Source organism: Pseudomonas huaxiensis (assembly GCF_003231275.1).
GTDB classification, from domain to species: domain Bacteria; phylum Pseudomonadota; class Gammaproteobacteria; order Pseudomonadales; family Pseudomonadaceae; genus Aquipseudomonas; species Aquipseudomonas huaxiensis.
Genome location: NZ_QKVL01000005.1, coordinates 216,490 through 241,510, shown reverse-complemented (window position 1 = coordinate 241,510; position 25,021 = coordinate 216,490). Strand labels below are relative to the sequence as shown.

General features: G+C 61.9%; 21 protein-coding genes and 1 riboswitch. Of the genes, 16 read left to right on the top strand and 5 right to left on the bottom strand.

Annotated features, from left to right (window positions below; all coding sequences use genetic code 11):
- Nucleotides 1–82 precede the first annotated feature (82 nt).
- Genes DM374_RS09070 through phhA form a run of 3 tightly spaced genes read right to left on the bottom strand, consistent with a single transcriptional unit; the run spans nt 83 to nt 2,463 of the window.
- Nucleotides 83–1,276 (bottom strand): amino acid aminotransferase, encoded by a 1,194-nt coding sequence (locus DM374_RS09070; protein ID WP_110969544.1) that lies wholly within the window; start codon nt 1,274–1,276, stop codon nt 83–85.
- Nucleotides 1,276–1,632, bottom strand: a complete 357-nt coding sequence (locus tag DM374_RS09065) for a 4a-hydroxytetrahydrobiopterin dehydratase (RefSeq protein WP_110969543.1) — start codon at nt 1,630–1,632, stop codon at nt 1,276–1,278. The genes DM374_RS09070 and DM374_RS09065 overlap by 1 nt, the downstream gene beginning before the upstream one ends.
- Nucleotides 1,633–1,674: 42 nt before the next feature.
- A complete protein-coding gene (gene phhA, locus DM374_RS09060) occupies nt 1,675–2,463 on the bottom strand; it encodes a phenylalanine 4-monooxygenase (protein WP_110969542.1) in 789 nt (262 codons plus the stop codon).
- Between the two features lie 271 nt (nt 2,464–2,734).
- On the opposite strand from phhA, the gene DM374_RS09055 reads away from it, so the two are divergent.
- Entirely contained in the window at nt 2,735–4,294 is a 1,560-nt protein-coding gene (locus DM374_RS09055; protein ID WP_110969541.1) for a sigma-54-dependent transcriptional regulator, read from the top strand.
- 100 nt (nt 4,295–4,394) lie between these two features.
- Here DM374_RS09055 and DM374_RS09050 read toward each other — a convergent pair whose 3' ends face one another.
- On the bottom strand, nt 4,395–4,655 hold the full coding sequence (locus DM374_RS09050; protein WP_095156824.1) for a DUF2790 domain-containing protein: 261 nt from the start codon (nt 4,653–4,655) through the stop codon (nt 4,395–4,397).
- Nucleotides 4,656–5,059: 404 nt separating this feature from the next.
- Here DM374_RS09050 and acs point away from each other — a divergent pair, with 404 nt between their 5' ends.
- From acs to astE, 13 genes are all read left to right on the top strand, one after another.
- A complete protein-coding gene (acs, locus tag DM374_RS09045; RefSeq protein ID WP_110969540.1) occupies nt 5,060–7,015 on the top strand; it encodes an acetate--CoA ligase in 1,956 nt (651 codons plus the stop codon).
- Between the two features lie 570 nt (nt 7,016–7,585).
- The gene (locus DM374_RS09040; protein WP_110969539.1) at nt 7,586–8,371 is read left to right on the top strand and encodes an ABC transporter substrate-binding protein; all 786 of its coding nucleotides are present in this window, start codon (nt 7,586–7,588) and stop codon (nt 8,369–8,371) included.
- An 89-nt stretch (nt 8,372–8,460) separates the two neighbouring features.
- Nucleotides 8,461–9,150 (top strand): ABC transporter permease, encoded by a 690-nt coding sequence (locus DM374_RS09035; protein WP_110969538.1) that lies wholly within the window; start codon nt 8,461–8,463, stop codon nt 9,148–9,150.
- Complete coding sequence (locus tag DM374_RS09030; RefSeq protein WP_110969537.1) at nt 9,147–9,845, top strand: ABC transporter permease; 699 nt, start codon at nt 9,147–9,149, stop codon at nt 9,843–9,845. The genes DM374_RS09035 and DM374_RS09030 overlap by 4 nt, the downstream gene beginning before the upstream one ends.
- A gap of 66 nt (nt 9,846–9,911) precedes the next feature.
- On the top strand, nt 9,912–10,676 hold the full coding sequence (locus DM374_RS09025; protein WP_095156828.1) for an ABC transporter ATP-binding protein: 765 nt from the start codon (nt 9,912–9,914) through the stop codon (nt 10,674–10,676).
- Nucleotides 10,677–10,811: 135 nt separating this feature from the next.
- Entirely contained in the window at nt 10,812–11,792 is a 981-nt protein-coding gene (gene argR / locus DM374_RS09020) for a transcriptional regulator ArgR (protein ID WP_110969536.1), read from the top strand.
- 406 nt (nt 11,793–12,198) lie between these two features.
- A complete protein-coding gene (locus DM374_RS09015; RefSeq protein WP_110969535.1) occupies nt 12,199–13,419 on the top strand; it encodes an aspartate aminotransferase family protein in 1,221 nt (406 codons plus the stop codon).
- Nucleotides 13,420–13,551: 132 nt separating this feature from the next.
- Nucleotides 13,552–14,571, top strand: coding sequence for an arginine/ornithine succinyltransferase subunit alpha (gene aruF / locus DM374_RS09010; RefSeq protein ID WP_095156831.1), 1,020 nt, complete (start codon nt 13,552–13,554; stop codon nt 14,569–14,571).
- A 58-nt stretch (nt 14,572–14,629) separates the two neighbouring features.
- Nucleotides 14,630–15,655, top strand: coding sequence for an arginine N-succinyltransferase (astA, locus tag DM374_RS09005; RefSeq protein WP_110969534.1), 1,026 nt, complete (start codon nt 14,630–14,632; stop codon nt 15,653–15,655).
- The gene (gene astD / locus DM374_RS09000; protein WP_177431538.1) at nt 15,652–17,118 is read left to right on the top strand and encodes a succinylglutamate-semialdehyde dehydrogenase; all 1,467 of its coding nucleotides are present in this window, start codon (nt 15,652–15,654) and stop codon (nt 17,116–17,118) included. Before astA ends, astD begins: the two co-directional genes overlap by 4 nt.
- A 25-nt stretch (nt 17,119–17,143) precedes the next feature.
- Nucleotides 17,144–18,493, top strand: a complete 1,350-nt coding sequence (astB, locus tag DM374_RS08995) for an N-succinylarginine dihydrolase (RefSeq protein ID WP_110969532.1) — start codon at nt 17,144–17,146, stop codon at nt 18,491–18,493.
- A gap of 14 nt (nt 18,494–18,507) precedes the next feature.
- Nucleotides 18,508–18,798, top strand: a complete 291-nt coding sequence (locus tag DM374_RS08990; protein WP_110969531.1) for a topoisomerase II — start codon at nt 18,508–18,510, stop codon at nt 18,796–18,798.
- An 11-nt stretch (nt 18,799–18,809) separates the two neighbouring features.
- Entirely contained in the window at nt 18,810–19,820 is a 1,011-nt protein-coding gene (astE, locus tag DM374_RS08985; RefSeq protein ID WP_110969530.1) for a succinylglutamate desuccinylase, read from the top strand.
- A 121-nt stretch (nt 19,821–19,941) separates the two neighbouring features.
- On the opposite strand, the gene DM374_RS08980 is transcribed toward astE, so the two are convergent.
- Nucleotides 19,942–20,448: a 6,7-dimethyl-8-ribityllumazine synthase gene (locus tag DM374_RS08980; protein WP_110969529.1), complete on the bottom strand. Its 507-nt coding sequence runs from the start codon at nt 20,446–20,448 to the stop codon at nt 19,942–19,944.
- A gap of 96 nt (nt 20,449–20,544) precedes the next feature.
- A riboswitch (FMN riboswitch) is annotated at nt 20,545–20,697 on the bottom strand.
- A 225-nt stretch (nt 20,698–20,922) separates the two neighbouring features.
- Here DM374_RS08980 and alaS point away from each other — a divergent pair.
- Both alaS and DM374_RS08970 read left to right on the top strand, forming a co-directional pair.
- Complete coding sequence (alaS, locus tag DM374_RS08975) at nt 20,923–23,547, top strand: alanine--tRNA ligase (RefSeq protein WP_110969528.1); 2,625 nt, start codon at nt 20,923–20,925, stop codon at nt 23,545–23,547.
- An 86-nt stretch (nt 23,548–23,633) separates the two neighbouring features.
- Nucleotides 23,634–24,869 (top strand): aspartate kinase, encoded by a 1,236-nt coding sequence (locus DM374_RS08970; RefSeq protein ID WP_095156839.1) that lies wholly within the window; start codon nt 23,634–23,636, stop codon nt 24,867–24,869.
- Nucleotides 24,870–25,021 lie beyond the last annotated feature (152 nt).

Below are 25,021 nucleotides of genomic sequence, written 5' to 3'. Positions count from 1 at the left end.
TGAGCTGTGAAGCTCGCTCCCGCGCACCGGGTGTGCGTAGGAGCGAGCTTGCTCGCGATGGCGGTTCAGCCAGCAGATGCCCTCAGCCGCAGACGTCCGCGATCGCCGCCGCCAGCACGTCCAGCCGGGCCTCGTCCGCGCCGGCGACGTTCGCCCGCCCGGTGCTCACCATGTAGATGCTGTGCCGTTCCCGCAAGGCCGCCACTTGTTGTGGCGACAGTCCGGTGTAGGAAAACATCCCGCGTTGCTCGGCGATATGGGCAAACCGCTCGCCCAGGCCGTGTGGCTTCAACGCGTCCACCAGACCGACCCGCAGCCGGGCGATCCGCTGGCGCATGGCTTCGACTTCCTCGACCCACAGGCTTTTCAGCGCCGGGTCGCCGAGAATCTCCGCGACTACTGCCGCGCCATGGTCCGGCGGGGTGGACCACAGGTTGCGGGCGATGAACGCCAACTGGCTGCGCACATCCAGCAACTTCTGCGCATCGTGGCTACACACCAGCAGGGCGCCGGTGCGTTCGCGGTAGAGGCCGAAGTTTTTCGAGCAGGAACTGGTGATCAGCAACTCGGGCAGTTCGGCGGCAAACAGCCGCACGGCCCAGGCGTCCTCTTCCAGCCCGTCGCCGAAGCCCTGGTAGGCGAAGTCGATCAGCGGCAGCAGCGAGCGACGGCGCACCACCTCCAGCACCGCTTGCCAGTCATCCCGCGACAGGTCGAAGCCGGTCGGGTTGTGGCAGCACGCGTGCAGCAGGACGATATCGCCCTCCGGCGCCGTTTCCAGCGCAGCGAGCATGCCGGCGACATTCAGACGGTTGTCCGCGCCGACATAGGGGTAGTGGCTGACCGTGAGGCCGGCGCTGGCGAAGATGGTTTCGTGAATCGGCCAGGTCGGGTCGCTGAGCCAGATGCCGCGGCCCGGCAGACACTGCCGGGCGAATTCCGCAGCCAGGCGCAGGGCGCCGGTGCCGCCCGGGGTCTGGGTGGCGCCGACGCGCTGTTCGGTCAGCAACGGCGAGGCGCTGCCCAGCACCAGTTCGCAGAGCAGCCGGCCGAACGCGGCATCGCCGTGTCCGCCGACATAACTCTTGCTGGCCTGCCGATCGACCAGACGCTGCTCCGCCTGTTTCACCGCCGCCGGCACGGGCGTCAGGCCCTGGGCGTCCTTGAACACGCCGACACCCAGGTCGAACTTGGCGGGATTGTTGTCCTTGGCGTACGCCTCCATGAGGCCGAGGATCGGGTCACCCGGAACCCGGGTGATGGCCTCGAAGTGCATCACTTGCGGCCTTCGGCGGTCTGGGCGACCTCGTCGGTGCGCGCGGCCATGATGAAGTCGTTACGGTGCAGGCCCTTGATCGAGTGGCTCCACCAGGTGACGGTGACTTTGCCCCACTCGGTCAGCAGGCCTGGGTGATGGCCTTCGGCTTCGGAGATTTCGCCGACGGCGTTGGTGAAGGCCAGGGCGTGCTTGAAATTCTTGAACAGGAAGACTTTTTCCAGCTGCATGATCCCGTCGCGGACTTCGATGTTCCAGTCAGGAATCTGCGCGATCAGTGCTGGCAGTTCGTCGTCGCTGACTTTCGGCGCATCGGCGCGGCAGGCTTCGCAGTGGGCTTGGTTCAAGGCGTTCATAAGGTTTTCCGCAAGTGGATTGTTATAGGTGTGCAGGGCGGCTCAAGCGGCCACCTTGGGTGGAAATTTGGGTGCGTGCAGGCCGAGCTGCATGGCTTGGCTGACGATGCCCATGATGTCTTCGTGCGCCAGGTCAAACAGGCGCTTGAGGTTCGGCAGGGCAAAGTAGACGGGCTGCAGAATATCGATGCGGTAAGGCGTGCGCATCGCTTCACGTGGGTCGAATGGCTGGTGCTCAGGCTCGTCGGAGAGACTGTAGACCGTCTCTTTCGGCGAAGACAGGATGCCGCCGCCGTAGATCTTGCGGCCTTGCGGTGTATCGATCAGGCCGAACTCGATGGTCATCCAGTACAGGCGGGCAAGGTACACGCGCTGTTCCTTGGTGGCGGCCAGGCCGAGCTTGCCGTAGGTGTGAGTGAATTCGGCGAACCAGGGGTTGGTCAGCAGCGGGCAGTGGCCAAAGATCTCGTGGAAGATGTCCGGCTCTTGCAGGTAGTCGAGTTCTTCTTCGGTGCGAATGAAGGTCGCCACCGGGAAGCGCTTGCTGGCCAGCAGTTCGAAAAAGGTCTGGAAGGGAATCAGCGCCGGCACCCGGGCAACTTGCCAGCCGGTGGTGGCGCCCAGTACGGCGTTGATTTCGGAGAGCTGCGGGATGCGGTCATGGGGCAGGTTGAGCTGTTCGATGCCGTCCAGGTATTCCTGGCACGCGCGCCCCTCGATCACCTTCATCTGCCGGGTGATCAGGGTGTTCCACACCGCATGTTCCTGCGGCGGGTAATCGATAAAACCTTGCGCATCGGGCTCGCGGGCCACGTATTGCGTCTGTTTCATGCTGCTCTCCTGATGAGGGCTCTTATTGTTTTGAAGGCTTGCGCCGTGCCCTTAGAGATAGCCGCTGGCTTTGAATTTTTCAGCTACCTGCGTAGGTGAAGGTCCGCGCCAGCAGGCGGTTTTTGTAACGCAGATTTTACGAATCTGGCCATGATCCGCAAAATCGCGGCGCTGTGACCCTGTGAAAGTCGGTTTTTGTAACGTATTATTTACAAATTTTCCGGCGCTCAAGCAGAAACATCGTCGGTCTCACTGCTTTGTAGGACCTTTCATGCGTATCAAAGTGCATTGCCAGAACCGCATCGGCATCCTGCGGGACATCCTCAACCTGCTGGTGGCCTATGGCATCAACGTCGCCCGCGGCGAGGTGGGCGGCGAACACGGCAACGCCATCTATTTGCACTGCCCGAACCTGATCAATCTGCAATTCCAGGCGCTGCGGCCGAAATTCGAGGCGATCACCGGGGTCTTCGGGGTCAAGCGCGTGGGTTTGATGCCGAGTGAGCGTCGGCACATGGAGTTGAATGCACTGCTCGGCGCGCTGGATTTCCCGGTGCTGTCGATCGATATGGGCGGCTCGATCGTTGCTGCCAACCGTGCGGCGGCGCAGTTGCTCGGGGTGCGCGTCGATGAGGTGCCGGGCATTCCGCTGTCACGCTATGCCGAGGATTTCGACCTGCCGGAACTGGTGCGGGCCAACAAGTCACGGATCAATGGGCTGCGGGTCAAGGTCAAGGGTGATGTGTTCCTGGCGGATATCGCGCCGCTGCAATCCGAACACGATGACAGCGAGGCGCTGGCCGGTGCGGTGTTGACCCTGCACCGCGCCGACCGCATCGGCGAACGCATCTACAACGTGCGCAAGCAGGAGCTGCGCGGGTTCGACAGCATTTTCCAGAGTTCGCGGGTGATGGCAGCGGTGGTGCGCGAGGCGCGGCGCATGGCGCCACTGGACGCACCGCTGCTGATCGAGGGCGAAACCGGCACCGGCAAGGAACTGCTCGCTCGCGCCTGTCACCTGGCCAGCCCGCGCGGCCAAGCACCGTTGATGGCGCTCAATTGCGCCGGATTGCCTGAGTCTATGGCCGAGACCGAGCTGTTCGGCTACGGCCCCGGCGCTTTCGAGGGCGCGCGCGCCGAAGGCAAGCTCGGGCTGCTGGAACTGACTGCGGGCGGCACGCTGTTTCTCGATGGTGTCGATGAGATGAGTCCGCGTTTGCAGGTGAAGTTGCTGCGCTTCCTGCAGGACGGCTGCTTCCGCCGCGTAGGTAGCGACGAAGAGGTTTACCTGGATGTACGGGTGATCTGTGCGACCCAGGTGGATTTGTCCGAGCTCTGTGCTCGTGGCGAATTCCGCCAGGACCTCTATCACCGACTCAATGTCCTGTCGCTGCACATCCCGCCGCTGCGCGAATGCCTTGATGGCCTGCCGCCGCTGGTTGAGCACTTCCTCGACCAGGCCAGCCGGCAGATCGGCTGCCCCTTGCCGCGCCTGGCGCCGGCGGCGCTGGAGCGGTTGAGCCAGTACCACTGGCCGGGCAACGTCCGGCAACTGGAGAACGTGTTGTTTCAGGCGGTTTCACTGTGCGAGGGCGGGGTGGTCAAGCCAGAACATATTCGTCTGCCGGACTATGGCGCCCGCCAGCCATTGGGTGAGTTCTCGTTGGAAGGCGATCTGGCACAAATTGTCGGACGATTTGAAAAGGCGGTGCTGGAATGTTTGCAGGGCGATTATCCAACCAGCCGGGCATTGGGTAAACGGCTGGGCGTTTCCCATACGACAATTGCCAACAAGTTGCGTGATTATGCAATTGGAAAGTCCGGCGAATAATTCGCGGAACTATAAAAAGGCGAGAGTTTTATTAAGGGCGTGTTATCAGGACGTGGCGCCTCTTTTGGGTAAAAGAGGCGCGACAGCCACGCAAGGTTGATTAGCCGTTAGAGCAGCCGTTACCCATGACGCGGTATTCGAGGATGTGCTTCTGGCCTTGGGAATCTTCATAGGTCATGCGGGCTGGAACCACTTCGCAGACGTTCGGGATCTCGCTCATCGAAATGACTTTGGCGATGTCCAGATGTTGCGAGTAGCTGTACTGTTCAACCGGGATCTGCTCGGCGGTGGAGTTTGCAACTTCGTCGGCCATTGCCGCTGCGCAAAAACTACCGAGTGCCAATACCAGTAAAGCTTTCATCTTCAATTTACCTGTCCAGGGTCGAAAGAGGGGGCGTAGCGCTTGTGGCGCTACGGTGCAGCAAAAGTAAAACCGGAAAGTTATTTCGGGATTAACGTGCCTTCGTGGGGGCTGTTACCTGAGTTAATCTCGTTGCCGTTGCTGGCGAGGTGAATTTTAGGGCTGGACATGAAACTGAAACAGTCGATGTTTTGATAAACACTGTTGGCAAATTTTGTAACAATCGCCCTCGGCGGGCCTTCTGTTTCTTTGGGAGTAGATGGCGACGCCCGTTCTAGAGCGGTTCCGGCCACCGTGTGGCCGAAAAGACCGCCCTGTTACTACCAACGTCGAATGGCCTGAGAGGCTCTGTTACAGTTAAAACGAGGTCATACAAAAACAACTATTACACCGAGGTAACAAAGATGAGTGCGGCTTCCCTGTACCCCGTTCGTCCCGAGGTTGCGGCGAATACCCTGACTGACGAGGCTACCTACAAGGCCATGTATCAGAAGTCGGTGATCAACCCGGACGGCTTCTGGCGTGAGCAGGCTCAGCGCCTCGACTGGATCAAGCCGTTCACCAAGGTCAAGCAGACCTCGTTCGACGATCACCACGTCGATATCAAGTGGTTCGCCGATGGCACCCTGAACGTTTCCTACAACTGTCTGGACCGTCATCTGGCCGAGCGTGGCGATCAGCTCGCAATCATCTGGGAAGGCGACGACCCTTCCGAACACCGCAACATCACCTACCGCGAACTGCACGAGCAGGTCTGCAAATTTGCCAACGCCCTGCGTGGCCAGGACGTTCACCGCGGCGACGTGGTAACCATCTACATGCCGATGATCCCCGAGGCCGTGGTCGCCATGCTGGCCTGTGCCCGCATCGGCGCGATCCACTCCGTGGTCTTCGGTGGCTTCTCGCCTGAAGCTCTGGCCGGCCGCATCATCGACTGCAAATCCAAGGTGGTGATCACCGCCGACGAAGGCTTGCGTGGCGGTCGCCGCACGCCGTTGAAAGCCAACGTCGATGACGCGTTGACCAACCCTGAAACCAACAGCATCCAGAAAGTCATCGTGTGCAAGCGCACCGGTTCTGACATCAAGTGGAACCAGCACCGTGACATCTGGTACGAAGACCTGATGAAGGTTGCCGGCAGCGTCTGCGCCCCGAAAGAAATGGGTGCCGAAGAAGCGCTGTTCATCCTCTACACCTCCGGTTCCACCGGTAAGCCGAAGGGCGTGCTGCACACCACCGGTGGTTATCTGGTCTACGCCGCCATGACCCATGAGCGCGTGTTCGACTACCGTCCGGGCGAAGTCTACTGGTGCACCGCCGACGTCGGCTGGGTCACCGGCCACAGCTACATCGTCTATGGCCCGCTGGCCAACGGCGCGACCACGCTGCTGTTCGAAGGCGTGCCGAACTACCCGGATATCACCCGCGTGTCGAAGATCATCGACAAGCACAAGGTCAACATCCTCTACACCGCCCCGACCGCCATCCGCGCCATGATGGCCGAAGGTCAGGCCGCTGTTGCCGGTGCCGATGGCTCCAGCCTGCGTCTGTTGGGTTCGGTCGGCGAGCCGATCAACCCGGAAGCCTGGAACTGGTACCACCAGGCGGTCGGCAAAGAGCGTTGCCCGATCGTCGACACCTGGTGGCAGACCGAGACCGGCGGCGTGCTGATCAGCCCGCTGCCAGGCGCCACCGCACTGAAGCCAGGCTCGGCGACCCGTCCGTTCTTCGGCGTGGTGCCGGCGCTGGTGGACAACCTGGGCAACCTGATCGAGGGCGCCGCTGAAGGCAACCTGGTGATCCTCGATTCGTGGCCGGGCCAGGCGCGTTCGCTGTACGGCGACCACGACCGCTTCGTCGACACCTACTTCAAGACGTTCCGCGGCATGTACTTCACCGGTGACGGTGCCCGTCGCGACGAAGACGGCTACTACTGGATCACCGGCCGCGTCGACGACGTGCTCAACGTTTCCGGCCACCGTATGGGTACTGCCGAGATCGAAAGCGCCATGGTCGCCCACCCGAAAGTCGCCGAAGCGGCGGTGGTCGGTGTGCCACACGACATCAAAGGGCAGGGCATCTACGTCTACGTCACCCTCAACGGTGGCGAGGAGCCAACCGAGGCGCTGCGCCTGGAGCTGAAAAACTGGGTGCGCAAGGAGATCGGTCCGATCGCTTCGCCAGACGTCATCCAGTGGGCGCCGGGCCTGCCGAAGACCCGCTCGGGCAAGATCATGCGCCGTATCCTGCGCAAGATCGCCACGGCCGAGTACGACGCGCTGGGCGACATCTCCACCCTGGCCGATCCGGGCGTGGTTGCTCACCTGGTCGAGACCCACAAGACCATGAACGTCGCCTGAGGCGCCGAATGTTTCGCAGGGTAAGTCAGCAGTCGTTCCGCGGAAGAGCTGTGTAGTACCTCCCGGACGTGGCTTGCCCCGCGATCTTTCGAAGACAACCCAAGGCCCCGCCAGCATGAGCTGCGCGGGGCCTTGGGTTTTTTGTTACTTCGACTTTCATCGGTAACCTTTCTGTCGCTGGATTCGTACGAAAACGGGGCGTTAGGAAACGTGAATGTGCGCTATTGGTGCGTTACTTCATGAAATTTCCCACACTCAATCGGCTGGACTTGCCGTATTACAAGGCTTTGCCAATAATGGGCCCGGTTATTGCTTCGGTTAAAGGTTATTTGTTTTTCGCTTTTGCATAATCCTCGAAAACTGTCAATATCCCCCGGCCATTCTTCCAGCGCTTCTGTAACTACTTGTCGCTTTGAAGAAATATCGGCTTCCGAGCTGTCGTTAAAATGCCGATCACTCGCTCGTGGCACCGGACCGGTGGTCAGGCCCCGCGCAGCTCTGCGTTGTACTCATTCGCATAGTGGGCAGTCGAACTGCCTGGCATTGCCCTTTACCGATTGGAGTTCCCAGATGAAAAAACTCGCACTGCTTGGCGCACTGGCGCTGTCCGTGTTTTCCCTGGCATCGCTGGCTGACGAAAAACCGCTGAAAATCGGCATTGAGGCCGCCTACCCACCGTTCGCTTCGAAAGCACCGGACGGCAGCATCGTCGGCTTCGACTACGACATCGGCAACGCCCTGTGCGCCGAGATGAAGGTCAAGTGCACCTGGGTCGAGCAAGAATTCGACGGCCTGATCCCGGCCCTGAAGGTCCGCAAGATCGACGCCATCCTGTCGTCCATGTCGATCACCGAAGACCGCAAGAAGTCGGTTGATTTCACCAACCGTTACTACCTGACCCCGGCTCGCCTGGTGATGAAGGACGGTACCGCCATCAGCGAAGGCCTGACCGAACTGCAAGGCAAGAAGATCGGCGTGCAGCGCGGTTCGATCCATGACCGCTTCGCCAAGGAAGTCCTGGCTCCGAAAGGCGCCACCATCGTTCCTTACGGCACCCAGAACGAAATCTACCTGGACATCACCGCCGGCCGTCTGGATGGCACCGTTGCCGATGCTACGCTTCTTGAAGACGGTTTCCTGAAGACCGACGCCGGCAAGGGCTACAGCTTCGTAGGCCCGGCCTTCACCGACTCGAAATACTTCGGTGACGGCATCGGCATCGCCGTACGCAAGGGCGACAAGGAAAACCTGGAGCGCATCAACGCCGCCATCGCCGGTATTCGTGCCAATGGCAAGTACAAAGAGATCCAGGACAAGTACTTCAACTTCGATATCTACGGCCCGGAAAGCAAGTAACCGTCGTCGTGTCACCTGTTCAATGGTGCAAGCAGCAGAAGCGCTGAGGCTTGCACCATTTTTTCATCCCTAAGGTCGAGGACCTCATCATGTTGAAAGGCTACGGGGCAGTCATCCTCGATGGAGCGTGGCTGACGCTACAGCTCGCCTTGTCGTCCATGGCCCTGGCCATCGTGCTCGGCCTGATTGGCGTGGCCTTGCGCCTGTCGCCAGTGCGCTGGCTGGCCTGGCTGGGCGATCTTTATGCCACGGTGATTCGCGGCATTCCCGATCTGGTATTGATCCTGCTGATCTTCTACGGCGGCCAGGATCTCCTCAACCGTGTCGCGCCGCTGTTCGGTTTCGACGACTACATCGACCTCAATCCGCTGATGGCGGGTATCGGCACCCTGGGCTTCATCTTCGGTGCCTACCTGTCGGAAACCTTCCGCGGCGCGTTCATGGCCATTCCCAAGGGGCAGGCCGAAGCCGGCATGGCCTATGGCATGAGCAGCCTGCAGATCTTCTTCCGGGTGCTGGTGCCACAGATGATTCGCCTGGCGATTCCTGGCTTCACCAACAACTGGCTGGTCCTGACCAAGGCGACCGCGCTGATTTCGGTGGTGGGCCTGCAGGACATGATGTTCAAGGCCAAGCAGGCGGCCGACGCCACCCGCGAGCCTTTCACCTTCTTCCTGGCAGTGGCGGCGCTGTACCTGGTGATCACCAGTGTTTCGCTGCTGGCCCTGCGTTACCTGGAAAAACGCTACTCGGTTGGCGTAAAGGCGGCTGAACTATGATTTTCGACTACAACGTCATCTGGGAAGCTCTGCCGCTGTACCTCGGTGGCTTGCTGACCACGCTCAAGCTGCTGGCGATTTCCCTGCTGTTCGGCCTGTTGTCGGCCATTCCCCTGGGGCTGATGCGGGTGTCGAAACAGCCGGTGGTGAACTTCACCGCGTGGCTCTACACCTACGTGATCCGCGGGACGCCGATGCTGGTGCAGTTGTTCCTGATCTACTACGGCCTGGCCCAGTTCCAGGCGGTGCGGGAAAGCTTCCTCTGGCCATGGCTGTCCAGCGCGACGTTCTGCGCCTGCCTGGCGTTCGCCATCAACACCAGCGCCTACACCGCAGAAATCATCGCCGGCAGCCTCAAGGCCACGCCACACGGCGAGATCGAGGCGGCCAAGGCGGTCGGCATGTCGCGCTACAAGATGTACCGCCGGATCCTGCTGCCATCGGCCCTGCGCCGGGCGCTGCCGCAGTACAGCAACGAAGTGATCATGATGCTGCAGACCACCAGCCTGGCTTCGATCGTCACCCTGATCGACATCACCGGTGCGGCGCGGACCGTCAATGCCCAGTTCTACCTGCCGTTCGAGGCGTATATCACCGCCGGCGTGTTCTACCTGTGCCTGACGTTCATCCTGGTCCGCCTGTTCAAGCTTGCCGAACGCCGCTGGCTCGGCTACCTGGCGCCGCGCAAGGGCTGAGGCCCGCGGCAAATTTTTCGCCCTTGGCGTGTGTTCACGACTGAACGCTTTGTGAGAACCGACAGCATGTACAAACTCGAAGTCCAAGACCTGCATAAACGCTATGGCAGCCATGAAGTGCTCAAGGGCGTATCGCTGGCCGCCAAGGCCGGTGACGTGATCAGCATCATCGGCTCCAGCGGTTCTGGCAAAAGTACTTTCCTGCGTTGCATCAACCTGCTGGAGCAGCCGCACGCCGGCAAGATCCTGCTCAACAACGAAGAACTCAAGCTGGTGCCCAACAAGGACGGCGCGCTCAAGGCGGCCGATCCCAAGCAGTTGCAGCGCATGCGTTCGCGGCTGTCGATGGTGTTCCAGCATTTCAACCTGTGGTCGCACATGACTGCGCTGGAAAACATCATCGAAGCGCCGGTGCACGTGCTCGGCATGAGCAAGAAGGACGCGCTGGAAAAGGCCGAGCACTACCTGGCCAAGGTCGGCGTTGCCCATCGCAAGGATGCCTATCCTGGACATATGTCCGGCGGCGAGCAGCAGCGCGTGGCGATCGCCCGTGCCCTGGCGATGGAACCGGAGGTCATGCTGTTCGACGAGCCGACCTCGGCACTGGACCCGGAACTGGTAGGTGATGTCCTCAAGGTCATGCAGTCGCTGGCCCAGGAAGGCCGGACCATGGTGGTGGTGACTCACGAAATGGGCTTCGCCCGTGAGGTTTCCAACCAATTGGTGTTCCTGCACAAGGGCCTGGTGGAAGAAACCGGCAACCCGCGCGAAGTGCTGGTCAATCCCCAGTCCGAGCGTCTGCAGCAGTTCCTTTCGGGTAGCCTGAAATAAGCGCGCGGTTTATCAGACTGCCGCTTTGCACCAAAATAGGTCATGCTGCGCCACCCGCGCAGCCTGCACCAGGCTTTCTCCCGCCCGTCTACGCTGACGGGCGCCAGACTCACTTCAGGTTTCGGACCGCACTTCATGACCAACCAGCGAATCGGTTTTCTCATCTGGCCCAGCACCAAGGCGCTGACCCTTGCGCTGGCCGAAGAGGTGCTGCGTGTGGCGCAGAAGGTGCACCCGGACGTGACCTACGAATTGGCTTTTCTCCAGGCCGAAGCCCCAGCCGAAGGTGACTGGCGTCTGCCGGGCGAGCCGTGGACCGGGCGCCTGGAAAACTGCCAGAAGCTGTTTTTGCTGGCTGATGAGCCGCCGGCGGCGGTGGGCGCGGCACTGGCTGGCGCGCTCAAGCAGTTGGTGCGCTCCGGTTGTGTGGTGGGCGGCTTGTCGGCGGGGGTTTATCCGCTGGCGCAACTTGGGCTGCTGGACGGCTACCGCGCTGCGGTGCACTGGCGCTGGCAGGATGATTTTTCCGAGCGTTTCCCCAAGGTGATCGCTACCAGTCATTTGTTCGACTGGGACCGTGATCGCCTGACCGCATGTGGTGGCATGTCGGTGGTGGACCTGCTGCTCGCGGTGCTGGCGCGGGATCACGGCGCCGAGCTGGCCGGGGCGGTGTCGGAGGAACTGGTGGTCGAGCGCATCCGCGAAGGCGGCGAGCGTCAGCGCATTCCGCTGCAGAATCGCCTTGGTTCCAGCCATCCGAAGCTGACCCAGGCCGTGCTGCTGATGGAAGCCAATATCGAAGAGCCGCTGACCACGGATGAAATTGCCCAGCATGTTTGTGTGTCGCGTCGGCAACTGGAGCGGATCTTCAAGCAGTACCTGAATCGCGTACCGAGCCAGTATTACCTGGAGCTGCGCCTGAACAAGGCGCGGCAGATGCTGATGCAGACCAGCAAATCGATCATCCAGATCGGTTTGTCCTGCGGCTTCTCTTCCGGTCCGCACTTCTCCAGCGCGTACCGCAATTTCTTCGGCGCCACGCCGCGTGAAGATCGCAACCAGCGCCGCAACAGCTCGCCGTTCGAACTGTCCTCGGTGCCTGCCGAGCGGGGTTGATTGTCAGGGTCTCATCGCGGGCAATCGCAAAACCGTTTGCCCCTTGCGATCTTGTGGGAGCGGCCAATAGCCGCGATGGGCCGCTCCTACAGGTTCCGCGTCTTGCCTACGAGATGTGAAGATACCCATGTAGCGATGAGGTCGCGGCAGGCAACCTCATGACCACCTGGTCATCTCCCCACAGAAAAACCCTCTATCCCTCGCATCGCTTCTCCCCGCCAACACCTCGCACCGTTTAAACTGCGCCTTTGCGACCCTATTTGTCGCATTGCCGAAAGCCTTGGAAAAACAGGGTTTGGCGCTATAAGAAGTTGTCGCTTGGCGGCAAGGCCGAGTGTTCATCTCTCCTTACAATCCCCCCATCGCTCGCCAGTTTCAGGCAGGCGTTCCTCTTCAGGAGACTCCGATGTCCGTTGAGCAAGCTCCGGTGCAACGCGCCGATTTCGACCAGGTAATGGTTCCCAACTATGCGCCAGCAGCGTTCATTCCCGTGCGTGGCGCCGGTTCCCGAGTCTGGGACCAGTCGGGCCGCGAGCTGATCGATTTCGCCGGCGGCATCGCCGTAAACGTCCTGGGGCATGCCCATCCGGCACTGGTCGCGGCACTGACCGAACAGGCCAACAAGCTGTGGCATGTGTCCAACGTGTTCACCAACGAGCCGGCCCTGCGCCTGGCCCACAAGCTGGTCGACGCGACCTTCGCCGACCGGGCGTTCTTCTGCAACTCCGGCGCCGAAGCCAACGAGGCCGCGTTCAAGCTGGCCCGTCGCGTTGCCCACGACCGTTTCGGTCCTGAAAAGAACGAGATCATCGCCACCGTCAACAGCTTCCACGGTCGCACCCTGTTCACCGTGAGCGTCGGCGGCCAGCCGAAGTACTCCGACGGCTTCGGCCCGAAGATCACTGGTATCAGCCATGTGCCGTACAACGACCTGGAAGCGCTGAAAGCACAGATTTCCGACAAGACCTGCGCTGTCGTCATCGAGCCGATCCAGGGCGAAAGCGGTGTGGTCCCGGCTGACGAGGCTTTCCTGCAAGGCGCCCGTGAACTGTGCGACAAGCACAACGCCCTGCTGATTTTCGACGAAGTGCAGACCGGCGTCGGCCGGACCGGCGATCTGTTTGCCTACATGCACTACGGCGTGGTCCCGGACATCCTCACCAGCGCCAAGAGCCTTGGCGGCGGCTTCCCGATCGCCGCGATGCTGACCACCGAAGACCTGGCCAAGCACCTGGCCGTCGGCACCCACGGCACCACCTACGGCGGTAACCCGCTGGGCTGCGCCGTCGCCAACGCCGTGCTGGACATCGTCAACACTCCTGAGGTGCTGGCAGGCGTGAAGGCCAAGCACGAACGCTTCAAGTCCCGTCTGGAACAGATCGGTGAGAAATACGGCCTGTTCAGCCTGGTCCGCGGTCGCGGTCTGCTGATCGGTTGCGTGCTGACCGATGCCTGGAAAGGCAAGGCCAAGGACGTGTTCAACGCCGCCGAGCAAGAGGGCCTGATGGTCCTGCAGGCCGGCCCGGATGTCGTGCGCTTCGCCCCGAGCCTGGTGGTGGAAGATGCTGACATCGATGAAGGCCTCGACCGTTTCGAGCGCGCTGCCGCCAAGCTGACCCAGGCCTGATAAGCCTCTGCTGTACCGTCGCTGGCCGTCACCGGCCAGCGAACCGATTTCATGTGGCCTGTGCCTGTCGTGCACACGCCGCTTTTTTTGCGCCGACCGTTGTCGGCCCGTATACCCGAAAGGAGTGACACCATGCTGGTGATGCGCCCCGCGCAAATGGCTGACCTGGGTGAAGTACAGCGTCTGGCTGCGGACAGTCCCATTGGTGTCACGTCCCTGCCGGATGATGCCGGTCGCCTGAGCGACAAGATCGCCGCCTCCGAGACCTCGTTCGCCGCCGAAGTCAGTTTCAATGGCGAGGAGAGCTACTTCTTCGTCCTCGAAGACAGCGCCACCGGCAAGCTGGTCGGTTGTTCGGCCATCGTCGCCTCGGCCGGTTATTCCGAGCCGTTCTACAGCTTTCGCAACGAGACCTTCGTGCATGCGTCCCGCGAGCTGAAGATCCACAACAAGATCCACGTGCTTTCGCAGTGCCACGACCTCACCGGCAATAGCCTGCTGACCAGTTTCTATGTGCTGCCGGAGCTGGTGAACAGCGCCTGGGCCGAGCTGAACTCCCGTGGTCGCCTGCTGTTCATGGCCGCCCATCCCGAGCGTTTCGCCGATTCGGTGGTCACCGAAATCGTCGGCTACAGTGACGAGAACGGCGACTCGCCGTTCTGGGACGCCATCGGCCGCAACTTCTTCGATCTCAACTACGCCGAGGCCGAGCGCCTGTGCGGCCTGAAGAGCCGTACCTTCCTCGCCGAGCTGATGCCGCATTACCCGATCTACGTGCCACTGCTGCCGGACGAGGCGCAGGAAGCCATGGGCCAGGTTCATCCGCGGGCGCAGATCACCTTCGACATCCTGATGCGCGAAGGCTTCGAGACCGACCACTACATCGACATTTTCGACGGCGGCCCGACCCTGCATGCACGGGTGTCCGGCATCCGTTCGATTGCCCAGAGCCGGGTCGTACCGGTCAAGCTGCAGGAGCAGCCGACCAAGGGCGGTCGTCAGTACCTGGTATCCAACGGCCAGTTGCAGGATTACCGCGCGGTACTGCTGGAACTGGACTGGGTGCCGGGCAAACCGGTTCACCTGAGTCCGGACGCCCTTGAAGCGCTGGGCGTTGGCGAGGGCGCCAGCGTGCGCCTGGTCGCGGTTTGATACCAAGAATTCGGCCGAGTTTCGCAGGTGCCAGCAGGCGCCTGCCCGAGGAGATAGCATGATCGTTCGTCCCGTACGCAGCAGCGACCTACCGGCGCTGATCGAGCTGGCGCGCAGCACTGGCACCGGCCTGACCACCTTGCCGGCCAACGAAGAGCGCCTGGCCCACCGGGTTGGCTGGGCCGAGAAGACCTTTCGCGGCGAGGCCGAGCGTGCCGACGCGGACTACCTGTTCGTGCTGGAAAACGATGACGGCGTGGTCGTGGGCATTTCCGCCATTGCCGGTGCCGTCGGCCTGCGCGAGCCCTGGTACAACTACCGGGTCGGCCTGACCGTCAGCGCGTCCCAGGAACTGAACATCTACCGGGAGATCCCGACGCTGTTCCTGGCCAACGACCTGACCGGCAACTCCGAACTGTGCTCGCTGTTCCTGCGGGCCGACAGCCGCACAGGCCTGAATGGCCGACTGCTGTCCAAGGCGCGGATGTTGTTCATTGCCGAGTTCTCCGAGCTGTTCGGTAACAAGATCATTGCCGAAATGCGTGGCATGTCCGACGAGCTGGGTCGTTCGCCATTCTGGGAAAGCCTGGGCCGGCACTTCTTCAAGATGGAATTCAGCCAGGCTGATTACCTCACCGGCGTCGGCAACAAGGCGTTCATTGCCGAGCTGATGCCCAAGTTCCCGCTCTATACCTGCTTCCTTTCGGAAGCGGCGCGCAACGTTATCGGACGTGTCCACAGCGACACTGAGCCAGCGCTGGCGATGCTCAAGAGCGAAGGTTTCAGTTATCAGGGCTACGTCGACATCTTCGACGCCGGCCCGGCCATCGAGTGCCAGACCAGCAAGATCCGTGCGGTGCAGGACAGCCAGACCCTGGTGCTGGCCGTTGGTACGCCGGGCGACGATGCCACCCCTTACATCATCCACAACCGCAAGCGTGAAGACTGCCGCATCGCCGCAGCACCTGCGCGGCTGGCGGCCGGCACCCTGGTGGTCGATCCACAGACTGCCAAGCGCCTGCGTCTGAGCGTTGGCGACCAGGTTCGTGCGGTTCCGCTGTCCGCTGCCCGGGAGGCCAAATAATGAGCACTCACTACATCGCAGGCCAATGGCTGGCCGGTCAGGGCGAGGCCCTTCAATCACTGGACCCGGTCAGTCAGGCCGTGGTCTGGCAAGGGCAGGGCGCCACTGCGGAACAGGTCGGGCAGGCCGTTTCGGCGGCACGCCAGGCGTTCCCGAGCTGGGCCCGGCAGTCGCTGGATATGCGCATTGCTGTCCTCGAAGCCTTTGCCGCGCAACTCAAGGCCAATGCCGACGAGCTGGCCCGCTGCATCGGTGAGGAAACCGGCAAGCCGCTGTGGGAAGCCACGACCGAAGTGACCAGCATGGTCAACAAGGTGGCGATCTCGGTGCAGAGCTACCGCGAGCGTACCGGCGAGAAGAGCGGCCCGCTGGCCGACGCCACGGCCGTCTTGCGCCACAAGCCGCATGGCGTGGTGGCGGTGTTCGGGCCTTACAATTTCCCGGGCCACTTGCCCAACGGTCACATCGTGCCGGCACTGTTGGCGGGTAACGCCGTGGTGTTCAAGCCCAGCGAACTGACGCCCAAGGTCGCTGAACTGACGGTCAAGTGCTGGAACGACGCCGGCCTTCCGGCGGGCGTGCTCAACCTGGTCCAGGGCGCTCGGGAAACCGGCGTGGCTTTGGCTGCCAATCCGGGTATCGACGGCCTGTTCTTCACCGGCTCCAGCCGCACCGGCAACCTGCTGCACCAGCAGTTCGCTGGCCGCCCGGACAAGATCCTGGCGCTGGAGATGGGCGGCAACAACCCGCTGGTGGTGGACGAGGTCAAGGACCTGGACGCCGCAGTCTACACCATCATCCAGTCCGCCTTCATCTCCGCCGGCCAGCGCTGCACCTGCGCGCGCCGCCTGCTGGTGCCGCAAGGCGCCTGGGGCGACACGCTGCTCAAGCGCTTGGTGGAAGTGAGCAAGAACATTTCGGTTGGTGCTTTCGACCAGCAACCGGCGCCGTTCATGGGTTCGGTGGTTTCCCTGGCGGCAGCCAAAGCCTTGATGGATGCCCAGGCGCACCTGCTCGCCAACGGCGCCACTGCATTGCTGGAAATGACCCAGCCGCAAGCCGGCGCCGCGTTGCTGACCCCGGGCATTGTCGATGTCAGCGCCGTGGCTGATCGCCCGGACGAAGAGTTCTTCGGCCCGTTGCTGCAAGTGATCCGTTACAGCGATTTCCCGGCAGCCATCGCCGAAGCCAACAACACCCAGTACGGCCTCGCCGCAGGCTTGTTGTCGGATTCCCATGCGCGTTACCAGCAGTTCTGGCTGGAAAGCCGCGCCGGTATCGTCAACTGGAACAAACAACTGACCGGCGCCGCCAGCAGCGCGCCGTTCGGTGGCATCGGCGCCAGCGGCAATCACCGCGCCAGTGCCTATTACGCGGCGGATTACTGCGCCTACCCGGTGGCGTCGCTGGAATCCGCCAGCCTTGTCCTGCCTGCCACGCTGACGCCCGGCGTCGCCCTATAACAACAGGTTCACGGAGCCTTAGCCGATGAAATCGTTTGAAGTGAATTTTGATGGTCTGGTCGGGCCGACGCACAACTACGGCGGCCTGTCCTACGGCAACGTTGCCTCGCAGAGCAACAGCCAGCAGGGCTCGAACCCGCGTGAAGCGGCGCGTCAGGGCCTGGCGAAGATGAAAGCGCTGGCGGACATGGGCTTCAAGCAAGGCGTGCTGGCCCCGCAAGAGCGTCCGGACGTGGCCGCGCTGCGCAGCCTGGGCTTCAGCGGCAGCGATGCCGAAGTCATCCAGCGTGCGGCGAAAGAAGCCATGCCGCTGCTGGTCGCCAGTTGCTCGGCGTCGAGCATGTGGGTGGCCAACGCCGCGACGGTCAGCCCCAGTGCCGACACCGCAGACGGCCGCGTGCATTTCACCGCCGCCAACCTGAACTGCAAATACCACCGCAGCATCGAGCACCCGACCACCAGTCGCGTGCTGGGCGCCATGTTCGCCAACCAGCAGCACTTCGCCCACCACGCCGCGTTGCCGGCGGTGGCGCAGTTCGGCGATGAAGGCGCGGCCAACCACACCCGCTTCTGCCGTGCCTACGGCGAGCCGGGCGTCGAGTTCTTCGTTTTCGGCCGCAGTGCCTTCGATACCCGCTACCCGGCGCCACAAAAATACCCGGCGCGGCAGACCCTCGAAGCGTCCCAGGCCGTTGCCCGTCTGCATGGCTTGAGCGATGACGGCGTGGTCTATGCTCAGCAGAATCCGTCGGTCATCGACCAAGGTGTGTTCCATAACGACGTGATCGCGGTCGGCAACGGCGAAGTGCTGTTCTACCACGAAGACGCCTTCCTCGAGACCGAGCGGGTACTGGCTGAACTGAAGGCCAAGCTGGCCGCGCGTGGCGGTGACTTCAAGGCGATCTGCGTGCCGCGTGCCCAGGTTTCGGTGGAGGACGCCGTGCGTTCCTACCTGTTCAACAGCCAGTTGTTGTCCCGCGATGACGGTTCGATGCTGCTGGTGGTGCCGGAAGAATGCCGCAACAACGAACGGGTCTGGGCTTACCTGTCGGCGCTGGCCGGCCAGGGCGGCGCGATCAGCGAGGTGCGGGTCTTCGACCTCAAGCAGAGTATGCAGAACGGCGGTGGTCCGGCTTGCCTGCGCCTGCGCGTGGCGCTGAATGAAACGGAACTGGCGGCGGTCAATCCAGGGGTTATCATGACGGCGCCGTTGTACGACACCCTGACCCAATGGGTCGACAAGCATTACCGCGACCGCCTTGTCGAAAGCGACCTGGCCGATCCGCAACTGCTGGTGGAGTGTCGTACGGCACTGGATGAACTGACCCGGATTCTGCAACTGGGCTCGGTTTATCCGTTCCAACTCCAACCCTGAAAGAGCACTCGAACATGTCTGACGCCCTGCAACTGATCCTTGAAGATGAAGATGGCAACCAGCGCGAAGCCTCCACCAGCCGCTTTGCGGTGATCTGGCAAGGCAAGGAAGTCTGGATTCAACAGGATGGCCGCGGCCAGTTGCTGATCGGCGTCGACGTGGACGAGGGCGACACTGAGTTCGCCACGCTGCTGCTGCGCCCACTGGCCACCAATCTGGTCAGCCTGGAACTGGAAATGGAGCCGGCCGATGCCGGCGACGATGACGATCACGTCCACGGTCCCGATTGCGGACATCATCACTAAGGAACGACACCATGCTCGCCCTCGGCAAACTGCTTGAGCTGACCCTTGCCGGTCGTGAACCGGCAGAGAAGACCCAGTTGACGGTCGAGGGCGTGCGCTTGCGCTGGCTCGCCGAGGGGGCGCTTGAAGTCCGCCCGCCCGAGTCGCGGGATATCGGCCTGGACATCCTGCTGTCCGCCGGCATCCACGGCAATGAAACCGCGCCCATCGAACTGCTCGATGAGCTGCTGCACGGCATTGCCCGCGGTGACGTGAAGCCCCGGGCGCGGATGCTGTTCCTGTTCGGCAACCCCGAGGCGATTCGGCGGGGTGAGCGTTACCTTGAGCAGGACGTCAATCGCCTGTTCAACGGCCGCCATGAGCTGTCCAGCGGATCGGAGGCGTTGCGCGCCTGCGAGCTGGAACGCCTGGCGACCACCTTTTTCAGTCTGCCGGGGCGTACCCGGTTGCACTACGACTTGCACACCGCCATTCGCGGTTCGAAGATCGAGCAGTTCGCCCTCTATCCTTATAAGGAAGGGCGTCAGCACTCCCGCCGCGAACTGGCCCGCCTGCGCGCCGCCGGCATGGAAGCGGTGCTGCTGCAGAGCAAGACCTCCATCACCTTTACGGCCTTCACCTACGAGCAGCTCGAAGCTGAGGCCTTCACCCTGGAGCTTGGCAAGGCGCGGCCTTTCGGGCAGAACGAGCAGGTCAATCTCGATCGGCTCCAGGCGCGGCTGATCCAGATCATCGAGGGCGTCGAGCCTGAGCAGGCGGACGGGCTTGATGGGTTGCAACTGTTCAGCGTCGCCCGCGAGATCATCAAGCACAGCGACAGCTTCCACCTGCACTTGCCAGCGGACATCGAGAACTTTTCGGAGTTGTCCAAGGGCTATCTGCTGGCCGAAGACCTGGCCGGGATGCGCTGGATTGTGGAGGAGGAGGGGGCTCGCATCATCTTCCCCAACCCCAAGGTGAAGAATGGGCTTCGGGCCGGAATCCTGATCGTTCCGGCCTCGGCTGAGGACCTGGGGCAGTAATCGCCGGCAAGCCAGCGCCCACCAGAACCGTTTGGGCTGCATTACCTTGTGGGAGCTGGCTTGCCAGCGATCAAGTCAGGACAACGAAAAAGGCCGCGGAGTAATCCGCGGCCTTTTTCATTTATACCGCCAGCTTCTGCGGTGTTTCGTTGCGGCGCAGGGCTCGCAATTTCAATAGCGTATCAGCGCAGGTGGTCGCCGCTTCCTGGCCCTTGAGCACGAAATGCTCGAAGAAGAACTTCTGATGCTCGTCGCCAGCATGGAAGTGGTGCGGGGTCAGCACCACCGAGAACACCGGCACTTCGGTTTCCAGTTGAACTTGCATCAGGCCGCTGATCACCGATTGGGCGACGAACTCGTGACGGTACAGGCCGCCGTCCACCACCAGGCCGGCGGCGACGATGGCGCCATAGCGGCCGCTGCGGGCCAGCAGCTTGGCGTGCAGCGGGATCTCGAAGGCGCCGCCGACTTCATAGAAATCGATATCACCGGCCTGATAGCCGTGCTTGGCCATTTCTTCGACGAAACCTTTACGGCTCTGATCAACAATATCTTTGTGCCAGCATGCCTGGACGAAAGCGATACGTTCGTTGCCGTGGGATTTGCTGTCGATTGGGGTTGGTTGCATTGAAACGGACTCCTGTTTGTATGAGAAACAGGGCAGATGGATCGAATGGGATGGTCGTCCTGCCAATGCGTGGACGAACGGACACAGCGGTGTCTATCCCGTTCTCTCTTTATCCGGACTATGACCGTCGGCCCCGGAATCACACCGGGTCTGCTGACCTTGCAGGCTGTGCCTGCAAGCGCTCGCGGGCTATGCGCATTGCGCGCAATTACCGCCGGTGGGGAATTGCACCCCGCCCTGAGAACGTTGCCATCACCTGTGATGGCGACGCCGTTTGTAACATAGTTTTTGGCGGAACGTATAGCCTGCTAACTAAATCGCCTGGATAAACGGCATTTCATCCTGAATGCATGCTTCCATCGTATAAACACACTGCAACTGGCAATCAGGCTAGATATAATGCGGCCCTTTGCCGTCGTTTCGTCTATTTGACGCGCACATTTGCCTCAGGCCGCCGTTTCCGTGGAAGAACCTATGAAAAGCGCAGAAATCCGTGAAGCCTTCCTTCGATTCTTCGAAGAGCAGGGACACACCCGAGTCGCCTCCAGCTCCCTGATTCCGGGCAACGACCCGACCCTGCTGTTCACCAACGCCGGTATGAACCAGTTCAAGGACTGCTTCCTCGGCCAGGAAAAGCGCGCCTACACCCGCGCGGTCAGCAGCCAGAAATGCGTGCGTGCCGGCGGCAAGCACAACGACCTGGAAAACGTCGGCTACACGGCGCGCCACCACACTTTCTTCGAAATGCTGGGCAACTTCAGTTTCGGCGACTATTTCAAGCGTGACGCGATCACCTACGCCTGGACCTTCCTGACCTCGGACAAGTGGCTGAACCTGCCGAAGGAAAAGCTCTGGGTCACGGTCTACGCCTCCGACGACGAAGCCTATGACATCTGGACCAAGGAAGTCGGCGTTCCGGCCGAGCGCATGGTCCGCATCGGCGACAACAAGGGCGCGCCTTACGCCTCCGACAACTTCTGGACCATGGGCGATACCGGTCCGTGCGGCCCGTGCACCGAGATCTTCTACGACCACGGCGCCGACATCTGGGGCGGCCCGCCCGGCTCGCCGGAAGAAGACGGTGACCGCTACATCGAGATCTGGAACAACGTTTTCATGCAGTTCAACCGCACCGCGGATGGCGTCCTGCACCCGCTGCCGGCGCCTTCGGTGGACACCGGCATGGGCCTGGAACGCATCAGCGCGGTCCTGCAGCACGTTCACTCGAACTATGAGATCGACCTGTTCCAAAGCCTGCTGGCCGCTTCGGCCAAGGCCATCGGCTGCAGCAACGACGCCCAGCCGTCGCTCAAGGTTGTCGCCGACCACATTCGTTCCTGCGGTTTCCTGATCGCTGACGGCGTGCTGCCATCGAACGAAGGCCGCGGCTACGTGCTGCGTCGCATCATTCGCCGCGCTTGCCGTCACGGCAACAAGCTCGGCGCCAAGGGCAGCTTCTTCTACCAGATTGTCGCCGCGCTGGCGGGCGAGATGGGCGAAGCCTTCCCTGAGCTGAAATCCCAGCAGGCGCACATCGAGCGCGTGCTGAAAACCGAAGAAGAGCAGTTCGCCAAGACCCTGGAGCAGGGTCTGAAGATTCTCGAGCAGGACCTGGCCGAACTCAAAGGCAACGTGGTGCCGGGCGACGTGGTGTTCAAGCTGTACGACACCTACGGCTTCCCGATGGACCTGACCGCCGACATCGCCCGCGAGCGCGAGCTGACCATCGACGAAGCAGGCTTCGAGCGTGAAATGGACGCCCAGCGCGAGCGCGCCCGCTCCGCCAGCTCCTTCGGCCTGGACTACAACAGCCTGGTCAAGGTTGATGTGGACACCGTGTTCACCGGCTACAACACCACAGAAGACAGCGCCAGGATCGTCGCGTTGTACAAGGACGGTCAGTCCGTCCAGCAACTGGGTGAAGGCGAGGAGGGCGTGGTGATCCTCGATCGCACACCGTTCTACGCCGAATCCGGCGGCCAGGTGGGCGACACCGGCTACCTGCTGGCTGGCGCCGTGCGTTTCGACGTGCGTGATACCACCAAGACCGGTGGCGCGTTCCTGCACCACGGCATCGTTGCCAGCGGCAGCCTGAGCGTTGGCGCCCAGGTTGAAGCCAAGGTCGATGCCGACGTCCAGCACGCCACCTCGCTCAACCACTCTGCCACTCACCTGCTGCACGCTGCGCTGCGCCAGGTCCTCGGCGATCACGTACAACAGAAAGGCTCGCTGGTGGACAGCCAGCGTCTGCGTTTCGACTTCAGCCACTTCGAAGCGATCAAGCCAGAGCAGATCAAGGCGCTGGAAGAGATCGTCAACCGCGAAGTGCGCAAGAACTCCGAGGTGCAAACCGAAGAGACCGATATTGAAACCGCCAAGCGCAAAGGCGCCATGGCGCTGTTCGGCGAGAAGTACGGCGACAATGTGCGCGTCCTGAGCATGGGCGGCGACTTCTCGGTTGAACTGTGCGGTGGTATCCATGCCAAGCGCACCGGTGATATCGGTCTGCTCAAGATCATCAGCGAAGGCGGCGTGGCCTCTGGCGTGCGTCGTATCGAAGCGGTCACCGGCGCTGCGGCGCTGGCTTACCTGAACAGTGCTGAAGAGCAGTTGAAGGAAGCCGCGCAACTGGTCAAGGGCAGTCGCGACAACCTGATCGACAAGCTGTCGGCTGTGCTCGAGCGCAACCGCCAGTTGGAAAAACAACTGGAGCAACTGCAGGCCAAGGCCGCCAGTGCCGCCGGTGACGACCTGGCCAACAGCGCGGTGGACGTCAAGGGCGTCAAGGTGCTGGCAGCGCGTCTCGACGGTCAGGATGGCAAGGCCCTGCTGGCGCTGGTCGATCAACTGAAGAACAAACTCGGCCGCGCAGTGATCCTGCTCGGCAGTGTCCACGAAGAGAAGGTCGTACTGGTCGCAGGCGTGACCAAGGACCTTACCGGCCAACTCAAAGCCGGTGATTTGATGAAGCAAGCCGCTGCGGCGGTGGGCGGCAAGGGCGGTGGTCGTCCGGACATGGCGCAGGGCGGTGGCGTGGACGCCGCGGCGCTGGACGGCGCACTGGCCCTGACCGTGCCATTCGTAGAGCAGGGTGTCTGAGGCGCCTGCGGCCCGTCGTCTAGTGGCGGGCCGCGGGCGTTGTGATTGTTTATTGGGTGCCCTTCACGGGCTGAGGCGGCTTTGAAATGGCGTTGATCGTACAGAAATTTGGCGGTACTTCGGTCGGCACAATCGAGCGAATCGAGCAGGTTGCCGAAAAGGTCAAGAAATTCCGCGAAGCTGGCGATGACCTGGTGGTTGTGCTGTCGGCGATGAGCGGCGAAACCAACCGCCTGATCGACCTTGCCAAGCAGATCAGCGATCAGCCGGTTCCACGTGAACTGGATGTGATCGTTTCCACTGGTGAGCAGGTGACTATCGCCTTGCTCGCCATGGCACTGATGAAGCGTGGCGTTCCGGCGGTTTCCTACACCGGCAACCAGGTGCGGATTCTCACCGACAGCGCGCACAACAAGGCGCGCATTCTGCAAATCGACGATCAGAAGATCCGTGGCGACCTCAAGGCCGGCCGCGTGGTTGTGGTCGCAGGTTTCCAGGGTGTCGATGAGCACGGCAACATCACCACCCTCGGTCGTGGCGGCTCCGACACCACCGGCGTGGCCCTTGCGGCAGCGCTGAAGGCTGATGAGTGCCAGATCTACACCGACGTGGACGGTGTCTACACCACCGACCCGCGCGTCGTGTCCCAGGCTCAGCGTCTGGACAAGATCACCTTCGAAGAGATGCTGGAAATGGCCAGCCTCGGTTCCAAGGTGCTGCAGATTCGTGCCGTCGAGTTCGCCGGCAAGTACAACGTTCCGCTGCGCGTGCTGCACAGCTTCCAGGAGGGTCCGGGTACCCTCATTACTATTGATGAAGAGGAATCCATGGAACAGCCGATCATTTCCGGCATCGCCTTCAACCGCGATGAAGCCAAGCTGACCATCCGTGGCGTGCCGGATACTCCGGGCGTTGCCTTCAAGATCCTCGGCCCGATCAGCGCCGCCAACATCGAAGTCGACATGATCGTGCAGAACGTTTCGCACGATAACACCACCGACTTCACCTTCACCGTGCACCGCAACGACTACGCCAAGGCGCAGCAAGTGCTGGAGAACACCGCACGTGAAATCGGCGCTCGGGAGATCATTGGTGACACCAAGATCGCCAAGGTGTCGATCGTCGGCGTCGGCATGCGCTCTCACGCGGGCGTTGCCAGCCGCATGTTCGAAGCGCTGGCCAAGGAGAGCATCAATATCCAGATGATCTCTACTTCCGAGATCAAGGTCTCCGTGGTCATCGAAGAGAAGTACCTGGAACTGGCCGTACGCGCGCTGCATACGGCTTTCGAGCTGGACGCACCGTCCCGTCAGGGCGAGTAAGCGTTGGTCCCCAGGGGCGCGGCCAGGCCGCGCCCCTTCTTTTTTGGCTGGTGTGGAATCTGTTCTTTTGTCCGCACTGGTCAATACTTAGGCGTAGGTCGATAGCCATCCTGGTTGTGGGCTGAAGCCCTTTTTTTTGCAGACTGTTGTCC

What these genes read in the sequence shown, in the direction of transcription:
- DM374_RS09070 (WP_110969544.1), bottom strand. Translation starts at nt 1,276, where the DNA reads ATGCACTTCGAGGCCATCACCCGGGTTCCGGGTGACCCGATCCTCGGC.
- DM374_RS09065 (WP_110969543.1), bottom strand. Translation starts at nt 1,632, where the DNA reads ATGAACGCCTTGAACCAAGCCCACTGCGAAGCCTGCCGCGCCGATGCG.
- phhA (WP_110969542.1), bottom strand. Translation starts at nt 2,463, where the DNA reads ATGAAACAGACGCAATACGTGGCCCGCGAGCCCGATGCGCAAGGTTTT.
- DM374_RS09055 (WP_110969541.1), top strand. Translation starts at nt 2,735, where the DNA reads ATGCGTATCAAAGTGCATTGCCAGAACCGCATCGGCATCCTGCGGGAC.
- DM374_RS09050 (WP_095156824.1), bottom strand. Translation starts at nt 4,655, where the DNA reads ATGAAAGCTTTACTGGTATTGGCACTCGGTAGTTTTTGCGCAGCGGCA.
- acs (WP_110969540.1), top strand. Translation starts at nt 5,060, where the DNA reads ATGAGTGCGGCTTCCCTGTACCCCGTTCGTCCCGAGGTTGCGGCGAAT.
- DM374_RS09040 (WP_110969539.1), top strand. Translation starts at nt 7,586, where the DNA reads ATGAAAAAACTCGCACTGCTTGGCGCACTGGCGCTGTCCGTGTTTTCC.
- DM374_RS09035 (WP_110969538.1), top strand. Translation starts at nt 8,461, where the DNA reads ATGTTGAAAGGCTACGGGGCAGTCATCCTCGATGGAGCGTGGCTGACG.
- DM374_RS09030 (WP_110969537.1), top strand. Translation starts at nt 9,147, where the DNA reads ATGATTTTCGACTACAACGTCATCTGGGAAGCTCTGCCGCTGTACCTC.
- DM374_RS09025 (WP_095156828.1), top strand. Translation starts at nt 9,912, where the DNA reads ATGTACAAACTCGAAGTCCAAGACCTGCATAAACGCTATGGCAGCCAT.
- argR (WP_110969536.1), top strand. Translation starts at nt 10,812, where the DNA reads ATGACCAACCAGCGAATCGGTTTTCTCATCTGGCCCAGCACCAAGGCG.
- DM374_RS09015 (WP_110969535.1), top strand. Translation starts at nt 12,199, where the DNA reads ATGTCCGTTGAGCAAGCTCCGGTGCAACGCGCCGATTTCGACCAGGTA.
- aruF (WP_095156831.1), top strand. Translation starts at nt 13,552, where the DNA reads ATGCTGGTGATGCGCCCCGCGCAAATGGCTGACCTGGGTGAAGTACAG.
- astA (WP_110969534.1), top strand. Translation starts at nt 14,630, where the DNA reads ATGATCGTTCGTCCCGTACGCAGCAGCGACCTACCGGCGCTGATCGAG.
- astB (WP_110969532.1), top strand. Translation starts at nt 17,144, where the DNA reads ATGAAATCGTTTGAAGTGAATTTTGATGGTCTGGTCGGGCCGACGCAC.
- DM374_RS08990 (WP_110969531.1), top strand. Translation starts at nt 18,508, where the DNA reads ATGTCTGACGCCCTGCAACTGATCCTTGAAGATGAAGATGGCAACCAG.
- astE (WP_110969530.1), top strand. Translation starts at nt 18,810, where the DNA reads ATGCTCGCCCTCGGCAAACTGCTTGAGCTGACCCTTGCCGGTCGTGAA.
- DM374_RS08980 (WP_110969529.1), bottom strand. Translation starts at nt 20,448, where the DNA reads ATGCAACCAACCCCAATCGACAGCAAATCCCACGGCAACGAACGTATC.
- alaS (WP_110969528.1), top strand. Translation starts at nt 20,923, where the DNA reads ATGAAAAGCGCAGAAATCCGTGAAGCCTTCCTTCGATTCTTCGAAGAG.
- DM374_RS08970 (WP_095156839.1), top strand. Translation starts at nt 23,634, where the DNA reads ATGGCGTTGATCGTACAGAAATTTGGCGGTACTTCGGTCGGCACAATC.